Origin of the sequence: Capilliphycus salinus ALCB114379, assembly GCF_047276495.1 — a bacterium.
In the GTDB taxonomy this organism is placed as follows: domain Bacteria; phylum Cyanobacteriota; class Cyanobacteriia; order Cyanobacteriales; family Microcoleaceae; genus Capilliphycus; species Capilliphycus salinus.
Window position 1 is genome coordinate 7,647,159 of sequence record NZ_CP178543.1, and the last position, 17,612, is coordinate 7,664,770.

17 protein-coding genes are annotated in these 17,612 nt (G+C 41.4%); 8 read left to right on the plus strand and 9 right to left on the minus strand.

The annotated features are described in order from the left end of the window. Positions 1-6: 6 nt before the first annotated feature. On the minus strand, positions 7-687 hold the full coding sequence (gene nfi / locus ACL6C3_RS31160) for a deoxyribonuclease V (protein WP_413164079.1): 681 nt from the start codon (positions 685-687) through the stop codon (positions 7-9). A 444-nt stretch (positions 688-1,131) separates the two neighbouring features. On the opposite strand from nfi, the gene ACL6C3_RS31165 reads away from it, so the two are divergent. From ACL6C3_RS31165 to mtnB, 4 genes are all read left to right on the plus strand, one after another. Further along, positions 1,132-2,040: a FecR domain-containing protein gene (locus ACL6C3_RS31165; RefSeq protein ID WP_413164081.1), complete on the plus strand. Its 909-nt coding sequence runs from the start codon at positions 1,132-1,134 to the stop codon at positions 2,038-2,040. 44 nt (positions 2,041-2,084) lie between these two features. After that, on the plus strand, positions 2,085-2,651 hold the full coding sequence (locus tag ACL6C3_RS31170) for a 1,2-dihydroxy-3-keto-5-methylthiopentene dioxygenase (RefSeq protein ID WP_413164083.1): 567 nt from the start codon (positions 2,085-2,087) through the stop codon (positions 2,649-2,651). Positions 2,652-2,715: 64 nt separating this feature from the next. Beyond that, entirely contained in the window at positions 2,716-3,882 is a 1,167-nt protein-coding gene (locus ACL6C3_RS31175; protein ID WP_413164085.1) for a 2,3-diketo-5-methylthiopentyl-1-phosphate enolase, read from the plus strand. Positions 3,883-3,895: 13 nt separating this feature from the next. Beyond that, entirely contained in the window at positions 3,896-4,519 is a 624-nt protein-coding gene (mtnB, locus tag ACL6C3_RS31180; RefSeq protein ID WP_413164087.1) for a methylthioribulose 1-phosphate dehydratase, read from the plus strand. 339 nt (positions 4,520-4,858) lie between these two features. Here mtnB and ACL6C3_RS31185 read toward each other — a convergent pair whose 3' ends face one another. Together ACL6C3_RS31185 and ppsA are read right to left on the minus strand one after the other, a co-directional pair. Next, positions 4,859-5,422, minus strand: coding sequence for a transposase (locus ACL6C3_RS31185; RefSeq protein ID WP_413164089.1), 564 nt, complete (start codon positions 5,420-5,422; stop codon positions 4,859-4,861). A 90-nt stretch (positions 5,423-5,512) separates the two neighbouring features. After that, positions 5,513-8,062, minus strand: coding sequence for a phosphoenolpyruvate synthase (gene ppsA, locus ACL6C3_RS31190; protein WP_413164091.1), 2,550 nt, complete (start codon positions 8,060-8,062; stop codon positions 5,513-5,515). Positions 8,063-8,456: 394 nt separating this feature from the next. Here ppsA and ACL6C3_RS31195 point away from each other — a divergent pair, with 394 nt between their 5' ends. Then, positions 8,457-8,870, plus strand: coding sequence for a winged helix-turn-helix transcriptional regulator (locus ACL6C3_RS31195; protein ID WP_413164093.1), 414 nt, complete (start codon positions 8,457-8,459; stop codon positions 8,868-8,870). Between the two features lie 48 nt (positions 8,871-8,918). Here the strand turns inward: ACL6C3_RS31195 and ACL6C3_RS31200 are convergent, their stop codons facing one another. The 4 genes from ACL6C3_RS31200 to ACL6C3_RS31215 all read right to left on the minus strand — a co-directional run bounded on the left by ACL6C3_RS31200 (position 8,919) and on the right by ACL6C3_RS31215 (position 13,477). Further along, positions 8,919-9,665: a glutathione S-transferase family protein gene (locus tag ACL6C3_RS31200; protein ID WP_413164095.1), complete on the minus strand. Its 747-nt coding sequence runs from the start codon at positions 9,663-9,665 to the stop codon at positions 8,919-8,921. Positions 9,666-9,850: 185 nt separating this feature from the next. Continuing rightward, positions 9,851-10,846, minus strand: coding sequence for an endonuclease/exonuclease/phosphatase family protein (locus ACL6C3_RS31205; protein ID WP_413164097.1), 996 nt, complete (start codon positions 10,844-10,846; stop codon positions 9,851-9,853). Positions 10,847-10,874: 28 nt separating this feature from the next. Continuing rightward, positions 10,875-11,780: a carbohydrate ABC transporter permease gene (locus ACL6C3_RS31210; protein ID WP_413164099.1), complete on the minus strand. Its 906-nt coding sequence runs from the start codon at positions 11,778-11,780 to the stop codon at positions 10,875-10,877. 218 nt (positions 11,781-11,998) lie between these two features. Beyond that, a complete protein-coding gene (locus ACL6C3_RS31215) occupies positions 11,999-13,477 on the minus strand; it encodes a CIA30 family protein (protein ID WP_413164101.1) in 1,479 nt (492 codons plus the stop codon). 419 nt (positions 13,478-13,896) lie between these two features. On the opposite strand from ACL6C3_RS31215, the gene ACL6C3_RS31220 reads away from it, so the two are divergent. Then, positions 13,897-14,292 carry a hypothetical protein gene (locus ACL6C3_RS31220; RefSeq protein ID WP_413164103.1) on the plus strand — a complete coding sequence of 132 codons (396 nt, stop codon included), beginning with the start codon at positions 13,897-13,899 and terminating at the stop codon, positions 14,290-14,292. A gap of 72 nt (positions 14,293-14,364) precedes the next feature. Here the strand turns inward: ACL6C3_RS31220 and ACL6C3_RS31225 are convergent, their stop codons facing one another. After that, positions 14,365-14,721, minus strand: a complete 357-nt coding sequence (locus ACL6C3_RS31225) for a DMT family protein (protein WP_413164105.1) — start codon at positions 14,719-14,721, stop codon at positions 14,365-14,367. Positions 14,722-14,997: 276 nt separating this feature from the next. On the opposite strand from ACL6C3_RS31225, the gene ACL6C3_RS31230 reads away from it, so the two are divergent. Next, a complete protein-coding gene (locus ACL6C3_RS31230; RefSeq protein WP_413164107.1) occupies positions 14,998-15,783 on the plus strand; it encodes a 2-phosphosulfolactate phosphatase family protein in 786 nt (261 codons plus the stop codon). Between the two features lie 87 nt (positions 15,784-15,870). Further along, positions 15,871-16,800 (plus strand): RusA family crossover junction endodeoxyribonuclease, encoded by a 930-nt coding sequence (locus tag ACL6C3_RS31235; RefSeq protein ID WP_413164109.1) that lies wholly within the window; start codon positions 15,871-15,873, stop codon positions 16,798-16,800. Between the two features lie 12 nt (positions 16,801-16,812). On the opposite strand, the gene ACL6C3_RS31240 is transcribed toward ACL6C3_RS31235, so the two are convergent. Continuing rightward, positions 16,813-17,538 (minus strand): alpha/beta fold hydrolase, encoded by a 726-nt coding sequence (locus ACL6C3_RS31240; protein WP_413164111.1) that lies wholly within the window; start codon positions 17,536-17,538, stop codon positions 16,813-16,815. Positions 17,539-17,612 lie beyond the last annotated feature (74 nt).

Genomic DNA, 17,612 nt, shown 5'->3' on the forward strand with positions numbered 1-17,612 from the left:
TCGGGGTTAAGTTGATGGGTTATCGTTGGATTTTGAAGCTAAATAATCCGCCCAACGGGTGGTTTCGGGTAAACGGTATTTGGGCGTACACTGCAATACATAATTAATAGCAGTTTCTAAGCTAATTCGATGACCCGGAGACACGTATAATGGTTTGACATTGGTTCGCGATCGCAATACCGCCCCGATGACTTCTCCCCGATCTATTAGAGGTTTCCAGCTTCCCTTTTCTGCGGGTAATTCTTGATGGGTTCCGATCAATCTTGATTTCGCCGCCCCAATGGTGGGAAGATTAATTAATACTCCCAAGTGACAGGCTAAACCAAAGCGTTTCGGATGGGCAATTCCTTGACCATCGCAGATGATTAAATTCGGGGTTATGGTTAGTTTTTCTAAGGCATCTAAAATCACCGGAACTTCCCGAAACGATAAAAAACCGGGAATATAAGGAAAGGTGGTTGGACGCTGAGTAATGGCTTGTTCTTGCAGTTGTAAATCGGGAAAACTCAACACCGCCACCGCCGCCTGAGAAATGGTATAATTGTCTAAAAATCCGACATCAACTCCGGCGACATATTGAATCGATTCGAGTTTATCGGTGGTTACAACTAGAGATTTTAATTGTTCTTGAATGGGGATAGCTGCTTCTGCGGTTTCCGGCCAAAAATCGGGGTTTTGAATCTTCATTTTTTCATTCTCAAGTGTTTTTTAAACTCAGATCAATTTTGACAAGGTAGGGGGCGGGTTCCGAATCAATTTATGTCTTCCGACAGATAACTTATATAAACCCGCCCCGCTAATTTAGAGGCGGGTTCAGCCCAGATAATATCTGTTTTCCCACAAAGGATTAAAAACCAGGTTTTTCAGAGAAACCTGGTTTTTGCTGTGAGAACAAACAATCTAACAAAACCCGCCCCAACTTATGTTAACATCAGACAGCAATCTAACAAGCTAGACGGTTGCACGATTATTTCGATTTTACTACTACTTTTTACGATGCTATATTGAGGAGACCAGCTATATTTAGGCAGCAAGCAATAGCGCCCCTACAGGGGCAAAAATTTAGTTGATGCAACAGGACTCATTTAAGATTGCTATACTATTTAAAAAGCATGGTGTTGAGGATTAAGGATGAATAAATTATCTCACAAAAAACTGAGAATGTTAACTGGTGGAATGTTGGCGTTGTGTATTCCTTTGTTTGGGTTAGATAACGCTTTTGCCAATCCGATCATAGAAACCGTTCAGCGCTTAGAAACTCGCGGATTAACGATAGAAGAAATTAACGGAGAATCGGTTACTGTCAACGGAGAAGCCGCCCAAGTCGGAGATATTTTAAGAGTTGGCGACCAAATTAGCACGGGTAAAGATACCATTGTTAATTTGCGAATTGATAGTTATATTGGTTTGGTTGAAGTTGCCGAAAATACAACCGTTGAAGTCAAAAACCTTGCGGGTGAAGCGGGAATTAATCCCAATCAAATCAGCGTTTTATCGGTGACAGCAGGACAAGTGAGATTATCAATTTCTCGGTTTGTCAGTGCGCCCTTTAGGAGCGAAACAATTCCGCAAAATCAACGCCTAAATTCCGTCACAAATTCTCCGTTTAGAATCGAAACACCGGCGACAATTATCGGAGTCAGGGGAACCACATTTGGGGTCAATGTTTCCCCGGATGGAAAAACAGCAATTCACACTATTCAAGGAACAGTCGGAGTGGTGAACGCAGGCGAAGAAGTCAGCCTAGAAAAAGGTCAAGTTGCTATCGTTAACCCCGCCGAAAAACCAACACCCGTCGCCAATATTCGGCCCCTATCTCAACTGCAAGTTAGAAGTTTAACCAGATTGGGTTTAGAAACGGTACAGTTGCGGGGAACGGTCGATCCGATGGATTTGGTGTATATTAATGATCAACCGATAGAGACCGATGCTGAGGGCAATTTTGACTTTATCGGACGTTTACCCGTGAGTCGGCGTTTGCAGGTGACAGTTAGGGGACCATCGGTAAGAGAACGATTTTATGTCATTGCCGTTCCTTAGTGCTAAATTATTATTTATGTGTTTTGTAAGGGAAGATAGAAACGATGGCAATTTTACAATTAGAAGACGGAACAACTTACACCGAACTTGAGGAGATTTCTCGCCGCTTAGAACCGTTGAATGTGCGGTTAAATTATTGGCCGGTTAGACAACACCCGGAATTCCAAGCCCTGTTAAATAAACCCGCTTTAAATGATGGGGAAAAAGAACAGGTGCTTCTGGAATTAGAGCATTATTTTGAACAGTTAAAAGAAACCGATGGTTATCAATCTCGGGATTTAATTGTGTTACATCCTGATATTCCCAATCTCGATTCATTAATGGCAAAATTTGAAACTTGTCACACCCACGCCGATGATGAAGTCCGCTACATTATTGACGGCGAAGGGGTGTTTGGGTTTGTTTGTCCCGACGGTTCTCAGATGGAATTAACCATTCAATCCGAAGAATATATTAATGTTCCAGCCGGAAGCGAACATTGGTTTCATTTAACCGATAAAAAACGCATTAAAGCCGTGCGTTACTTTATCACCACAGAGGGTTGGGTTCCCGAATATACGGAAACAAAAATTCGCATAAAATCTCAAACTAATTCGTTAGTTATGGGTTAAAATAAAATCCCCCAATCTGTTAGAGAACGGGGGGAAATCAGTTCATTTGGTGCTAAAATAAAGAATGACCATAGAAGTAGATTATCGTTTTCCGCCTGGTGTTGATGCCGAACGTCAAGGGAAGGTTATTGCTATCGGACAAACGGCCGGAACTTGGGATGCAAGGTTCAGTCACCGAGAGGAAATTATGCGATCGCATTTGGGGGAAGTGATCGAGATTAAAACCGAGGAAAAGGGGGAGAGTATTGCAACGGTTCGCTTTCCTGAAATTAACGTTGAAAATGATATTTCCAGCCTGCTAACGATGATTTTTGGCAAGTATTCAATGGCGGGGGTTGGTAAGGTTGTTGGCTTGCGTTTGGATGAAAATTATGGCAAGTTTCCCCGGTTTGGAATCGGGGGAATTAGAAAACTTTTAAAGGTGTATAACCGCCCTTTAATTATGGCAATTTATAAGCCGGCTTTGGGGTTGTCTGCAACCGATCATGCTAATATTTTAGAACAGGTTGCTTTGGCGGGGTTGGATATTATTAAAGATGATGAAATTATGGCTGATTTGGAGGTCGCCCCGACGTTAAAACGGTTAGAAGCTTGTTATCCGATTTTGGAACGGGTTAAACAAGAAACCGGGCGAACGGTTTTGTATGCGGTGAATGTCACGGGTTCGGCCACAGAATTAATAAAAAAAGCTAAAATTTTAGTTGAAAATGGCGCAAATGCTCTATTATTAAATGTGCTAACTTATGGGTTTTCGGTGTTGGAAGCGTTGGCAGCAGATTCGGATATTAATGTGCCGATTTTTGCACATCCGGCGTTTGCGGGGGCGATGTGTGCTTCACCGGATACGGGGTTGGCTTATTCGGTGGTTTTAGGAACATTAATGGCGCATGGCGGGGCGGATGCGGTGCTTTATCCGGCACACTATGGAAGTTTACCGTTTGATGCGGTAGAAGAAGGTAAAATTAGGGATATTTTGCGATCGCGAAATGTGTTTCCGGTGCCGTCTGCGGGGATTCATCCGGGTATTGTTCCCCAGGCTTTAAAAGATTATGGAAATGATGTTATTTTAAATGCGGGAACCGGAATTATGGATCATCCAGAGAATCCGGGGGCGGGTGTAAAAGCGTTTTTTGAAGCGTTAGAACGGTGTGAAAATCAAGAATCTTTTGAATTAGAAAAAGTGCCGGCCGGCGCGTTGCGTCAAGCCTTGGAAAAATGGGGAACTAAATAAGGGAAAAACAGAGATGAATAGCGATCCACGTCAAGATTTAATCACCGCTTCTCGCCAATTTTATCAACTGGGTTGGATGGCGGGAACTGCCGGAAATTTGTCTGCTAGAGTCGATGATGGCAGTTTTTGGATTACCGCAAGTGGCAAACAAAAAGGCAAGTTAACCGGATCTGATTTTGTGCGCGTTTCTCTGCAAGGAGAAGTGATAGAAAACCCCAATTTAGGCAACCGTCCATCGGCGGAAACGAGTATTCATCAAGCCGTTTATTCGCTGTTTCCCGATGCAAAAGCTTGTTATCACGTTCACTCTGTAGAAGCGAAACTGGTGACGAATTTTACCGAAGGCGATCACTTGAATTTACCGCCCATTGAAATGTTAAAAGGGTTGGGAGTTTGGGAGGAACATCCGAAAGTGGTGATGCCCGTATTTAAGAATCATTTAGATGTGTCTAAAATAGCAAAAGAAATTAGCGATCGCTTTCAACAATCAAAACCCGATGTTCCGGCGTTATTGATTAAAAATCATGGGGTTACGGTTTGGGCAAATTCGGCCTTTGATGCGGAAAATTATATTGAATTAACAGAATATATTTTCCGTTATATTGTGGCGGCGCGTCAAGTCGGAGTTCACCATTAATCTCAATTGAATCCTTCTCAACACAACTTGATAAACCCGGTTTCTCAAGGGAAAATATAGGTTTTTAGGTCTGGGAAGTTAGCATAAACCGGGTTTTTAACTGCGGTGCAAGATCTGAGTTTCAGCCTAAAATAAACTGCTTTAGCCCTGAAACCTGACTAAAGCAGCGCAACTATCTCAATGGAATTCAATGCTACTCAGCCACTTGTCAAAGATTGAACAATTGAGCGTGAGCAGTCTACATAGTAGCATTAAGTTTCAAATCTGGCTATTTCTTTAGACAAATTTTCTAAAAACCCGGTTTCTCCAAAAACCCGGTTTCTCAAAGAAACCGGGTTTTTATTCTAAAGTTAAGTGTTGAATCAAAGATTGTTCAATTTCTGATTCAACAAAAAGACGGTAGGAATTCGGAGTCGTAAATTGTGAGAGAATGATTTGAGGATGAGGTAAAGAACCGTCTCTTAAGCCAATAGATTCAAGATAACTAGAAAACTCCCAAGCTTCTGGCTTGTTGACTAATTTAGCTGCTACAGGGTTTAAATGAATGTATCTAGATAAATGCAATAAATACTCGTTTTTATCTACATGAACAGCTTGAAAACGTCCTTGAAATAGTGAACCCAATCGATTATAGCGTTTGTTAATAGCTTTCGTATAAGATAAAGAGAACTTTTGCATGATCTCTGAGAGATTATTGGTTTTGAGATACACTAATAAATGATAATGGTTAGGCATTAAACAATAGGCAACTATTTCTATGAAGTCTGGATTCAAAAAATTACGAATTTGCCGCAAGAAGAATAAGTAGTTTTCTCGTTCAAAAAAGATTAACTGTCTGTTATTACCTCGATTATAAAGATGATAATAGTTACCTTGATAAAATTGAACAGAACGGGATGGCATTAGATTGAGTTCAAAAATTTTATTTTATTATATCTTAAAACTCTTGCAAAAACCCGGTTTCTCAAAGAAACCGGGTTTTTCATCTAATTTCTATCTCGCTTTAGACACCTCCATAATATCGTCTAAAATTGTTCCCGATTCTTCCATTTTTCCGATATCGAGAATCGTCTTAATTACCGAGTCGGGATTCAAACTCATCGAATCAATTCCCAACTCAACCAAGAAACGGGCAAATTCGGGATAATCACTCGGCGCCTGACCACAAATTCCAATCTTGCGGTCATATTTTTTCGCCGCTTTAATCGCAATTGTTACCATCCGACGCACCGCTTCATTTCGTTCGTCAAAAATATGGGCAACTAACGCCGAATCTCGGTCTAATCCTAACGTTAATTGGGTTAAATCATTAGAACCAATCGAGAACCCATCAAACACTTGGGCGAATTCATCGGCAAAAATAACGTTACTGGGTAACTCGCACATCACATAAACTTGCAAGCCATTTTCACCCCGTTTTAAGCCGTTTTTCTCCATCTCCGCCAACACTTTTCGACCCTCATCGGGAGTCCGACAGAAAGGAATCATCGGCACCACATTTGTCAATCCCATTTCATCTCGAACCCGCTTCAAAGCCTGACATTCGAGTGCGTAAGCGTCGCGATATTTCGTATCATAATATCGGGACGCACCCCGCCAACCAATCATCGGGTTTTCTTCCTTCGGTTCAAACTGACGACCGCCCAACAAATTGGCGTATTCGTTACTCTTGAAGTCCGACATCCGCACAATCACGGGATTGGGATAAAATGCAGCCGCAATCATGCCGATACCGTGTGCCAATTTATCAACAAAGAAATCGGGTTTGTGGTCGTAAATCTTCGTGAGTTCGGCAATGTCTCGTTTGGTTAATTCATCTTCCAATTCATCGTAATGAATCAACGCTAACGGGTGGGCTTTAATGTGGTTAGCGATAATAAATTCTAACCGGGCTAAACCAACACCATCGCAAGGAATAGATGCCAACCCAAAGGCTTCTTCCGGGTTGCCAACATTCATTAAAATCTTGGTTTTTGTTTTCGGTAAATTGTCGAGAACCGTTTCTTCAATTTCAAACGGAACTAATCCTTGATAAACCCGACCTTCTTCGCCTTCGGCCGAACAAACGGTAATATTTTCGCCGGTTTTTACCACTTCTGTTGCATCGCCACAGCCCACAATTGCGGGGATTCCCATTTCTCGCGCAATAATTGCAGCGTGACAAGTTCGCCCGCCTTGGTTAGTTACAATTGCGCTCGCTTTTTTCATAATCGGTTCCCAGTCGGGGTCGGTTTTATTCGTAACTAAAACTTCGCCGGCTTGGAATTCATCGATGCGATGAACGTCTAAAATTACCCGCGCTTTTCCTTGTCCAATCATTTCGCCAACGGCGCGACCCCGAGAGAGAATTTCGCTTGTTCCTTTGAGTTTATAACTCTTTAAAACGCTGGCTGATTTTTGAGATTGTACCGTTTCTGGACGGGCTTGAACGATGAATAATTCCCCCGTTAAACCGTCTTTTGCCCATTCAATATCCATCGGGGTATAACTTCCCCGCACTTGAGAATAGTGATTTTCAATGGTGCAAGCCCAGTCCGCTAGTTTGAGAATTTCATCGTCATTTAAGCAGTATTTTTCCCGTTCGGAAATTGGAACGGAGACGTTTTTGGTGAGTTTTGAACCGCCAATATCGTACACCATTTTCATTTCTTTGGTGCCGAGTCGTTTTTCTAAAATTGGGCGGAATCCCTGCTTTAATGTGGGTTTAAAAACGAAGTATTCATCGGGGTTAACTGCCCCTTGAACCACGTTTTCACCCAACCCGTAAGCAGCCGTTACTAGGGCGGCATTTTTAAAGCCGGTTTCCGTATCAATGGAGAACATTACCCCGGAAGTTGCTAAGTCGGAACGCACCATTTTTTGAACGCCAACGGACAGGGCAACGGTAAAATGATCGAAGTTTTTGATGGTACGATAAGAGATAGCTCGGTCGGTAAAAATTGAGGCGAAACATTTGTGGCAGGATTCTAAAACCGCTTCTTCTCCATAAACGTTTAGGTAGGTTTCTTGTTGGCCGGCAAAGCTGGCGTCGGGTAAATCTTCTGCGGTTGCACTCGAACGCACAGCAACGTCTACATCGGTACTATAACGTTTACATTCTTCTTTGTATTCGCCGCTAAATTCGTCGCAAAATTCACTAGAATCGGTTAAATTGTTGTAACGTTCGCAGAGTTTTCGATAGGCTTTAATGATAGCGTCTTCGAGTTCGGGAGGGAAGGGTGTATCGAGTATTAATGAGCGGGCTTGTTTGCCTCGTTTGCGTAAGTTTTTAACATCTTCTACGTCTAAATCTGCAAATAATTCGCGTAGTTTTGTTTCCAGTCCGGCGGATTCTACAAAGTAGCGGTAAGCATAGGCGGTTGTGGCGAAACCGGTGGGAACGTTCACACCTTTGGGGGTGAGTTGTTGAATCATTTCTCCCAAGGATGCGTTTTTACCGCCAACTAAGGGAATATCTGAAATTCCAACTTCTTCAAACCACAAAACAAATGCTTTTTCTTTGGCGGTGTCGGTAGATGGGGTTAATGCTGTTGTCGCAACCATATTAAAGTCCTCCAAACTTTAGAAATAGTCTGGTGTGAGTTAAATTTATTTGTCGAATTTGAGCGGTTTGCCGTTGAGAATGCCAAGGCTATTAATGACATTCTGATTGACCGAGATGGCTTCATATATCTACATATTTTCTCTATCCCGAGCCAGCTTCACTCAATTTAATTCTCTTGATTCTACTGTTTGCCTTCTCTTTCCTTTAATTTAGAGGTTTGATTCTCCTCTATTCATAGAGTATTACTTTTGATGCCGTTTTCAACATAGAGACCTATTTTTCCCTTAGTTACCAAAAGTAAAGAAATAGCGTTAATTCGACGGTTGGAGGTATTATTAAAAAAGGTTAATCCTGAGAATTGACCCCTTTAATAAACGTTACTAATTTTTGCAAATGAATATTAACAAATCTTGCAGCAATAACCCCAACTACCGCCAACAACAATTCGAGCAGAACTGTCCGATTGAGTATACAATGGCACTGATCGGGAGTAAGTGGTCGATCGCTATTTTGCGAGAACTTTTGAAGGGCGATCGGCGTACCCACGAACTGGCTGAGGCGTTACCGGGGATCAGTTCAAAAACCTTAACTTTGCGCTTGAGAACCCTCGAAAAACATGGTATAATTCGACGCAAGGTCTATCCTGAGATTCCGCCTCACGTCGAATATTCGCTCACGGAAAAAGGGCGGGAACTGCAACCGGCGATCGCCATTCTCAAACAAGTTGGACAGCGTTTGCTTTCCCAAGAAGAAGCGTTTCGCCCGTTGAAAGTCAATTCAGAAGTTACACAGCGAAAAGAAGCCTAAAACCTTAAAAGATAGTTAAGGAAATCCAAGCGATCGCCAATTTAAGATTCAATTAGCAATACCCACTTTTTTAAAATAATCTGAGCCTAAAAAGCGGGAATAAACTTCTTTAATTTTCTCGGGTTCCATTTGGGTTTCCTGATAGCTATCGAGGCTTGACATCGCATCCAGCCAACGGTTGAGATGGTTTAAATTCAAACTTTTGATATTGAACCCTTTCCAAGTTTCCAGTACCACCAACATCCGTTCAAAAAAGGGAATAAAAGCAATATCAACTAAACTGACAGTTTCGCCTAAAAAATAGGTTCCCTGCGACTCCGCCAAGGTGTCATCCAGAAAGCGTAATTCCGTTTCTAGAGCGTTGCGTAATTCTTCATCTTTGGCGGTACTTTCTTGGCTGTCTGTCGGTTTGTGCGACAAATAGGTATAAGCAAGTTTGACAAATTTGGCATCACAACGGCTAATTAAAATTCTGGCTTTTGCTTTTAATACCGGATTTTCAGGTAACAGCTTGTTTTGAGCATTTCCAAACACTTCGGATAGATATTCATTAATCACCAAAGATTCATAAATAATGATATCATTCTGTTTGATAACGGGAACTGCACCGTTTGGGTTCATGGCGATAAACCAGTCGGTTTTGTTGTCTTTTCCGAGTTCAATATGTTCGTAGGAAAAGGGAATATTTAGCTGTCGTAAAGTTATCCAACTGCGTTGGGCGTAGGGACAATAAGGGTTAGCGTAGAATTGAATGGGTTGAGAAGATTGGGAATTGGTTAAGTTTTCTGCTGACATGATTTTAAGTTTTTTCGACTTTTTACAATTTTAACATTTTACTTACACCCAAAAACCGGGAAACCCGTAGGGGCGGGTTTTGAATACATTTATATTTCCCAATTTCAACCTATATAAACCCGTCCCTCTTACCTACCAAAAACCCGGTTTCTTTGAGAAACCGGGTTTTTTATTAGGGTTTTTATTTAACAGATTCTAAATTGCATCATTACGGGTAAATGATCCGAAGATTGAACATCTGTAATCACTTGACAATTTATCCCTTTAATTCGATTTGAATTGTAGAAAATATAATCAATAGTTTGACGGGGTTTATCGGAAGGATAAGTCGCATTTTCGGGATAATTTAGCGTTTCTAAAGGAAAAGCAGACTTAATTCCGGGCGTATTGAGAAATAGATTAATAGTCGGTTCTAAATTAGTTTTTGAGGGCGGTTCGCTGTTAAAATCACCCAGTAAAATCACCGGATAGTTTTGAGAAAAACTGAGAAAGAGTTCCAAGACAAATTGAGATTGTTTTAAACGAGTTTTTTGATTGATATCTTCCAAATGAACGTTAATTAAAATCAGTATTTGGTTGGCGATTTTAACGCGAGTAACTTGGGCGAGTCTATCCAAATAAAACGGCTTTTCATAAAAAGGTTTACTCGCCACTTTTTCTAATACAATCCGTTCGTTGAGTTCAATCGGATATCGACTCAAAACCGCCTGTCCTGACAACAGTTTACCAAAATGTGTAGAAACGGGAAAAAGAGGAAAAGGAACATAATTCTTATCCCAATTAATCGCCGTTGCTTGTACGGGAAACTGTAACGCATTTGCTAACGCTTGAACTTGATTAACATCATAAGACCGTTTAGAAGCAAAATCAATTTCTTGCAACGCAATAAAATCAGCATTCTGGGGTTTTAAAGCGGAAATTGCCAGTTCTAAATTTTTATCAAATAACGCTTTTCCTCGTTCCACCGCTTGGTTATTGGTCAAACCCGAAAGATAACCAATATTATAAGTAATGACTGTATAAGTCTCTTGGAAATGCCGTTGATGGGGCCAATCAGAAGTTAAAATTTCCGCATATTTAGTTTGGGGATAACTCGGTGAACTTGCCCACAAGTAGAACGAAAAAAAACTGATAGAAAAACCCGAAAATATTAACAGCAACAGCGTCATTAAATCGACCATTGTTGTGAAGGGTAATTCATGGAAATGGTTATAAAGTTGGAGTATCACTAGAGGTAAATTGAGTAAAAACTAATCGTAAAATAGATAATCCGAGAACAATTAAAAACAAAATCAACCCAATCGTACAGGCGTAACCAATTTCTAAATTTTGAAACGCTTGTTCGTAAAGATAATAAACAATAGTTTTGGAACTGTTAAGCGGACCTCCCTGAGTCATAATATAAACTTCTTCAAACACTTTCGTGGCTGAAATTGCCGAAATAACCGCCACCAAAACAATATAAGGACGCATCAACGGGAGTGTAATATCCCAATGTTTTCGCCAACCATCAGACCCCTCTAAACTTGCTGCTTCATATAATTCTGCGGGAATAGATTGTAATCCTGCCAAGTAAATAACCATATAATAACCCAACCCTTTCCAAATTGTTACCCCCATCACACTAAATAAGGCTAAATTGGGACTCGTTAACCAGGGAATTGTCGGTAATTTTGAATCCGGGAGAACAAAAGATAAACTATATTGTAGAAGTTGATTGAGTAAACCGGTTTCTGAATACAACCATTTCCAAGCCAATCCCGCCACAACCATTGAAATAACAACCGGAACATAATAAGCGGTTCTAAACCAATGAATTCCCCGGATTTTTTGATTGACTAAAATCGCCAAACCCAACGGTAAAATTGCTAAAATCGGGACGACAACAAGAATATAAAGTAAGGTGTTTTGTAGCGTTTTCCAAAATACCTCGTCCGCCCACAACCGTTGAAAGTTTTTTAACCCTATCCATTGCGGGGGTTGCAGTAAATCGTAACTGAAGAAACTTAGATAAAAGGCTTGTATTGCCGGCCAAAATACGGTTAAGCCCAAAATTATGAGGGCGGGAAGTAAAAATAAATAGGGCGTGAATTTGGGGTTGATTTGCAGTTTCATCAATCTTTTTTAAAAGGACAATATTCATTTTATCTTGTAAAGGCGGGTTCAAACAGTCACCAGTCACCAGTGATGTAGGTTTCTAACAAATAACGTTAATAAACCCCCCCATCCCCCACTCAAAAACCCGGTTTCTTTGAGAAACCGGGTTTTTGGCTTGTACCTCACACGAACGCACACGGTTATAATAAATCGGGTTGAACCCGCCCCTACGGGATTTAATTTTGATTGTCGGGTTTTATACTAGAAAATAAACCCATCCAATCCCCCGGTTTCTGACCATTTTGTTCGGCTTTCACCTCAAACGTAACATTACAAACTTGCGATGAATTTAACGCTTGAATACAAAGTTCGGCGATATCATCTCGACTCACTTGACCTTTAATTGTATCCCCTTGATCGAATTTTAACGCCTTACCTCCCGCTTCTTCTGTTAACGCACAAGGGCGAATAATCATGTAAGGAATTCCGCTGGAACGAATCACATCTTCCCCTTTCAATTTCCAGGTTAAAATTCCCCCCAACTGTTCATTCATACGCACGGCTGGCGGTTCTTCTTCTAGGTTTAATCCCGGTTTTCCGGGGCGAGTCACTCCGGCCGAACTAATCTGAATAAACCGAGGATATTTTTTGCCGCCATAGGCTTTAACCGTTTCGATTTGAAGTTGGAAACTTCCGGGGGAAAATTTGGGATTGAGTTCTTTATCGTATTCAAATTTACTCAACATCAGTTGAATCGAACAAACCGAACTGGGGTCAAATTTTTCGCCATCTTTAACGGTTTTTGCCCGAAAGACCGGAATTAATTGATCGAAGGGAATCCGAATGGTTGTTGGGATATTATAAACCGTATCAAACGAGTAACAGTAAGCAATACTATCCCATTTTGGATCGTTCCGCAAAATGAATTTATAGCGCTTTCCATCCCCTTTTACTCGCAACTCAATTCCTTCATAACCCGATAAATTCATAGGCGGATCAAAATTGCGGGTTCGGACTGAAGCAAACCCCCCAGAATTCTCCGTTGAAACATTTCCGGTAAATAAAGCTGAATCCCCAATTAAACGAATGGAACTTTCACTCACACCCCCCATAACCACATCATCTAAAGCGCCCCAAGTTTCTTTTAAATCTTCCGTTGGTTTGCTAAAATCAAAGAGGAGTTTTTCTCCGCTATTTTTCAGATAGGGAAGTGCCGCATTGATTAAATTTTGCATTCCTTCATACTCAACTTTTTCGGGAACATCTACCACTTCCGGCATATAAAATTTCACCCCTTGGTAGTATTTTTCTCGGGTTGGCGTATCTCCTTCTACGGGTTGAACTTTTGTTCCCGTACAACAAATAATTGCTTTCACATCTTGCATGACTTGGGGTGTTAATGTCTCGGGAATGGTAATATCAGCTTCGATCATTTCTACCCCATTTCCCAGGATTTTTTTACCCCGTTTTGCATCTCTGACCAACGCACGAACTTTCATTCCCCGTTGCTGTAACCGCTTCACCACCCGTTTTCCGACGCCTCCGGTTGCACCCGCAACTAACACGACTTCAGTCTTCGGTTGCGGTTTGTTTTTCTTGTTACCGAATAGTTCTTGAATCCAGCTTATATTACCCACAAAGGGAACGACACCAAAGTAACCCAAGGTTTTTAAAAACCGTCCAGCATCCCAGTTTGCTTTCTTTTGTTCGGACATTCGCATTTCCTACCTATTTTGTCAAGTCTACCTGCTTCTATATTAAGATACGTTACGATCGCACGGCATCGACAGACCGGGTAGACTGGGTAAAAATGCTCTGTCTGCGAACCTTCGCCCCTATCTATCCTAAAGCTGAATAAAATCGGTAAACCCCACAGATTCTAAGTATTTGTGCTACGGTAAATCGGTGTAGCTCTAACAGGAGTCCTATGGAAACAATAGATTGGGAAAATGTAATTATTGGCGGCTTGGCGATTGTAATTTTTATTGGGGGAATGTTTATGATGTTCACCAATATTTGGACGAGCGGTTTGAACAAAGATAAATAAACCCTGGTGTTCACTTCATTTAGTCGGAACTCAATCTCAAACATCTGTAAATTACATCTGTAAACTCTTTCAGCGAGATCCACAAATATGCTAGATTTGAATACAATTGCAGAGTTTTCCCGTGCGAATTGTGGGACAATTTGTGCGTTTTTGGTTCCGGCTAACGTGCTGGCAACATTGCAAACCCTCGTTTTTACGGGAATGAAATCTTCCCCCGTGAAATTGCGTTTAATGGTGGGGTTTGCTTGCTTTTATTCTATCTTGATGCTGCTCCACGTTTACAGTTGGTTTAGTATCGGAATTGTGATGATGCCCACCTATATTTTACTCGGTTTGGGCGGCCTGTGTTTGGCAACAAATCTTTGGGCGATATTCCATCGAAACAGTTTGTTAAATCTGATTGAACTTGTCACCGCTACGGCGATCAATTTGGGCAAACGTTGGACTCAAAAAACCTTTGCCGCCAAATCTTTTAACGGTTAAAAAAACCAAGTCAACAACCCAGACCGAGAGTAAATTGCTGCTGAAAAAGTGGCATTATTTTTTTGAACAAAATTAGTGAGGATTTCCCGAAGAAGAATGATCGCTAAAAATCAAATAAGCCGCAGCAGCCAACAGCATCCCCGCCAAAATATAATTTCGCGTCACCGGAACTTTCATATACCAAACACTAAATCCCGCAAACACTACCATCGCAATAATTTCTTGCATGACCTTCAACTGAGGTAAACTAAAATATAGGGAACCCAAACGATTACCCGGCACCTGAAAACAATATTCAAAAAAAGCAATCGACCAACTACCAACAATCACCATCCAAAGGGGAGCCGCTTGCAGATTTTTCAGGTGTCCGTACCAGGCAAAGGTCATAAAAACATTAGAAATTAACAGCAAAATTACGGGTTTATACATGGAAAAAACCAAGAAAAAGTTCAAACCGAAAAAAAATTGGCTGTTTGAATTATAATCTAAATAGGACTGAGATTTTAACCGCCCTCACGGTTTGGACTAGAACCCCTGATAACCGCCTTGATTTTTCCAGAGCCAATCTTTTCTTTTCAAGGCAATTGAGATTGTAACCGCAATTTTCAGAAATTCGGGCAAACAGTCCCCCAAAAAGTTTTATGATTTCAGTCGATAATTCGTGTAAAATAGAGAGTCGCCAAGCTACTTACAACCGTCTTAACTGTGAAGCTGTTTGTATATCACACTCCCGAACTTACCCCCACGCAAATGCCAGACTGTGCGATAGTCGTGGATGTTTTGCGGGCAACAACCACTATCGCCACTGCACTCAACGCCGGGGCCGAGGCGGTGCAAGTTTTTAGCGACATTCAAGAATTAATGCAAGTTAGCGAAAAATGGCCGGCTGACAAGCGGGTACGGGTTGGGGAACGAGGAGGGAATAAAGTTGAAGGCTGCGACTTGGGAAACTCTCCCCTCAACTGCACCTCCGATGTGGTCGGGGGGAAACGCTTATTTATGACCACAACCAACGGAACACGGGCTTTACAGCGGGTTCAAAGCGCCCCTGTGGTGATTACTTCGGCTTTGGTAAACCGACAGGCTGTCGTCGAATATTTAATCACTAAAAAACCGGAAACCGTTTGGATTATTGGTTCGGGTTGGGAAGGAAGTTACTCTCTAGAAGATACCGTTTGTGCGGGTGCAATTGCCGAGAGTTTTGTCACAGAAATGGGTTATCCTCTCGATGATGTCGCCGGAAATGATGAAGTTTATGGGGCAATTTCATTGTATTTGCAGTGGCAATCCCAACTCTATCAATTGATGAATTCTGCCAGTCACGGCAAGCGTTTAGTTGGATTGAAATGTTATGATGACTTGAAATATTGCGCTCAAACCGATATCCTAGACATCCTGCCCATTCAAACTGAACCGGGTGTTTTGGTCAAGTCGAATATCGAAACTCAAAGCTTGCAATACTGGATGGAAGATTCAACCGCAAAAAATTAATTATAATAACCAAAACTTGTTGAAAAATATCCCCTGTATTTTTAGACGGGGGATAACTCCATTCCTTTGTTCTCTTTCAAATCTTGTGTGAACAGCCCACTAAACGTGATCTCGGATTCTATTTTTACACTTTCCAAAGGCGAAGATCAACTCGATCAATTCGCCAGTCGCATTTACCAAGAACATCAACGCTGTGTTCAATCTCCCAAAACTTCACTCATTCACGCCTGTAATGCCGGAGTTTGGTTGCTGAAAGCTCAACCGTTGATTTCAACTCAAACCTGGGAAAATTGGTTAAAAACCCGGTGCAACCTCACCTTACAAACCGCTCAAATGTATATGCGGATGGCGGGAAAATATCCTCAAATTCAAGAGAATATTGAACCCAATATAGAACGTTCAATATTACCCGAAAACTCAGAAAATACCCCTCATTCTCCCCGTCTGCTTGCCGAATCTAAAGCCGAATATAAAGTCATTCCCGAGACAACTCCATCCCCCGCTAAATCTACCCCTTCCCCCCAACAAAATAAACCCCAACCCGCCCCCGTTTCTCCTTCAGAAGAATCGGTTTTAGACTCAATTATTGATGTCGATTTTACACCCATTTCCGCCCATTCTCAACCCAATTATACATCTGATTTTCTGCGATTTTGTATTCCCGGTTCTGTCGTTCCCAAAGCACGACCTCGGGTAACTGCCAACGGAACTTATATGCCCAATCGTTATCGAGAATGGCGAAATCGAGCCGAAATCGAACTTTACCGTCAAATGTCTCAGTTTCGTTCAACCCATAAATTTCCCCTGCAAAAAGCCGCCGTTTCCCTGCGTTTTTTTGGGAATCACCGCACGAATTCTGATTTAGATAATATGGCGGGCGCCTGTTTGGATGCGTTAACTTTAAACGGGGCGGGGGTGTTAATTGATGACCGTTTGAGTTGTCTTCCCCGCTTAACCGTTGAATATGTTTCCGGAACAGAAGAAACGGGGGTTTGGATAGAAATTCAGCCCCTTTAGTTTCTATCGATTTTAACCCTTAGAAATTGCCTTTTTCGGGTGAACCAAACCTTCCAACCATTTGGAGACTTGCTCCGCTTTACTTAAAATGATGAAATGTCCCCCCGGTTCGCTCCAAAAGTCACACTTGAGAAAACGAACCGGAAAAATGCGATCGTTCAGCCCGTGAATATGATATAATTTATCTGGAATTATCTCATTTTTCCAGGTGACAACTTTATCAATTGCCCACTTGATAAAACCCGCATCCGTATCTCGCAAAATTGCCCGCAGTAACCGACGTTCATCGATTGTTTCTAAACTAAATAACCAAAACAATATCCAATACACCGCCCAAAGCAAGCTTTTAAACGGAAAAATTCGATGAATGGGAAACCCCCTAAAAAATTTAAAATAAGGCGGAATTTCCGATTGATTGGTTGTGCTAGAAATGAGAATTACTTTTTCAACTTCAATCTGTTTGGCAATTTCAACCGCCACAATTCCCCCAAAGGAAAGACCCACTAAAATCGGATGTTCGGATTTAATTTGAGCCGTTAAACGTTTGGCATAACTTTCGAGAGACTCTCCCTTTTCCGGTTCCAACCAATCAATATAAACGGGCTGATATCCTTCAAGTTGCAATTGTTTGAAGACCCGTTTGTCCGCACCCAAACCGCTAATAAAATAGATATCTTTTAAGGTTTTTTGAAATTGTTCGACTTGTTCTTTTTGCTGTAATTCGGTCGATTTTACCATCCTTATTGTAATTTAAAACAACAGTATATTTACATCTTGGCACAGTTGTTGTCAAAATCATCTATCGAAAGTTT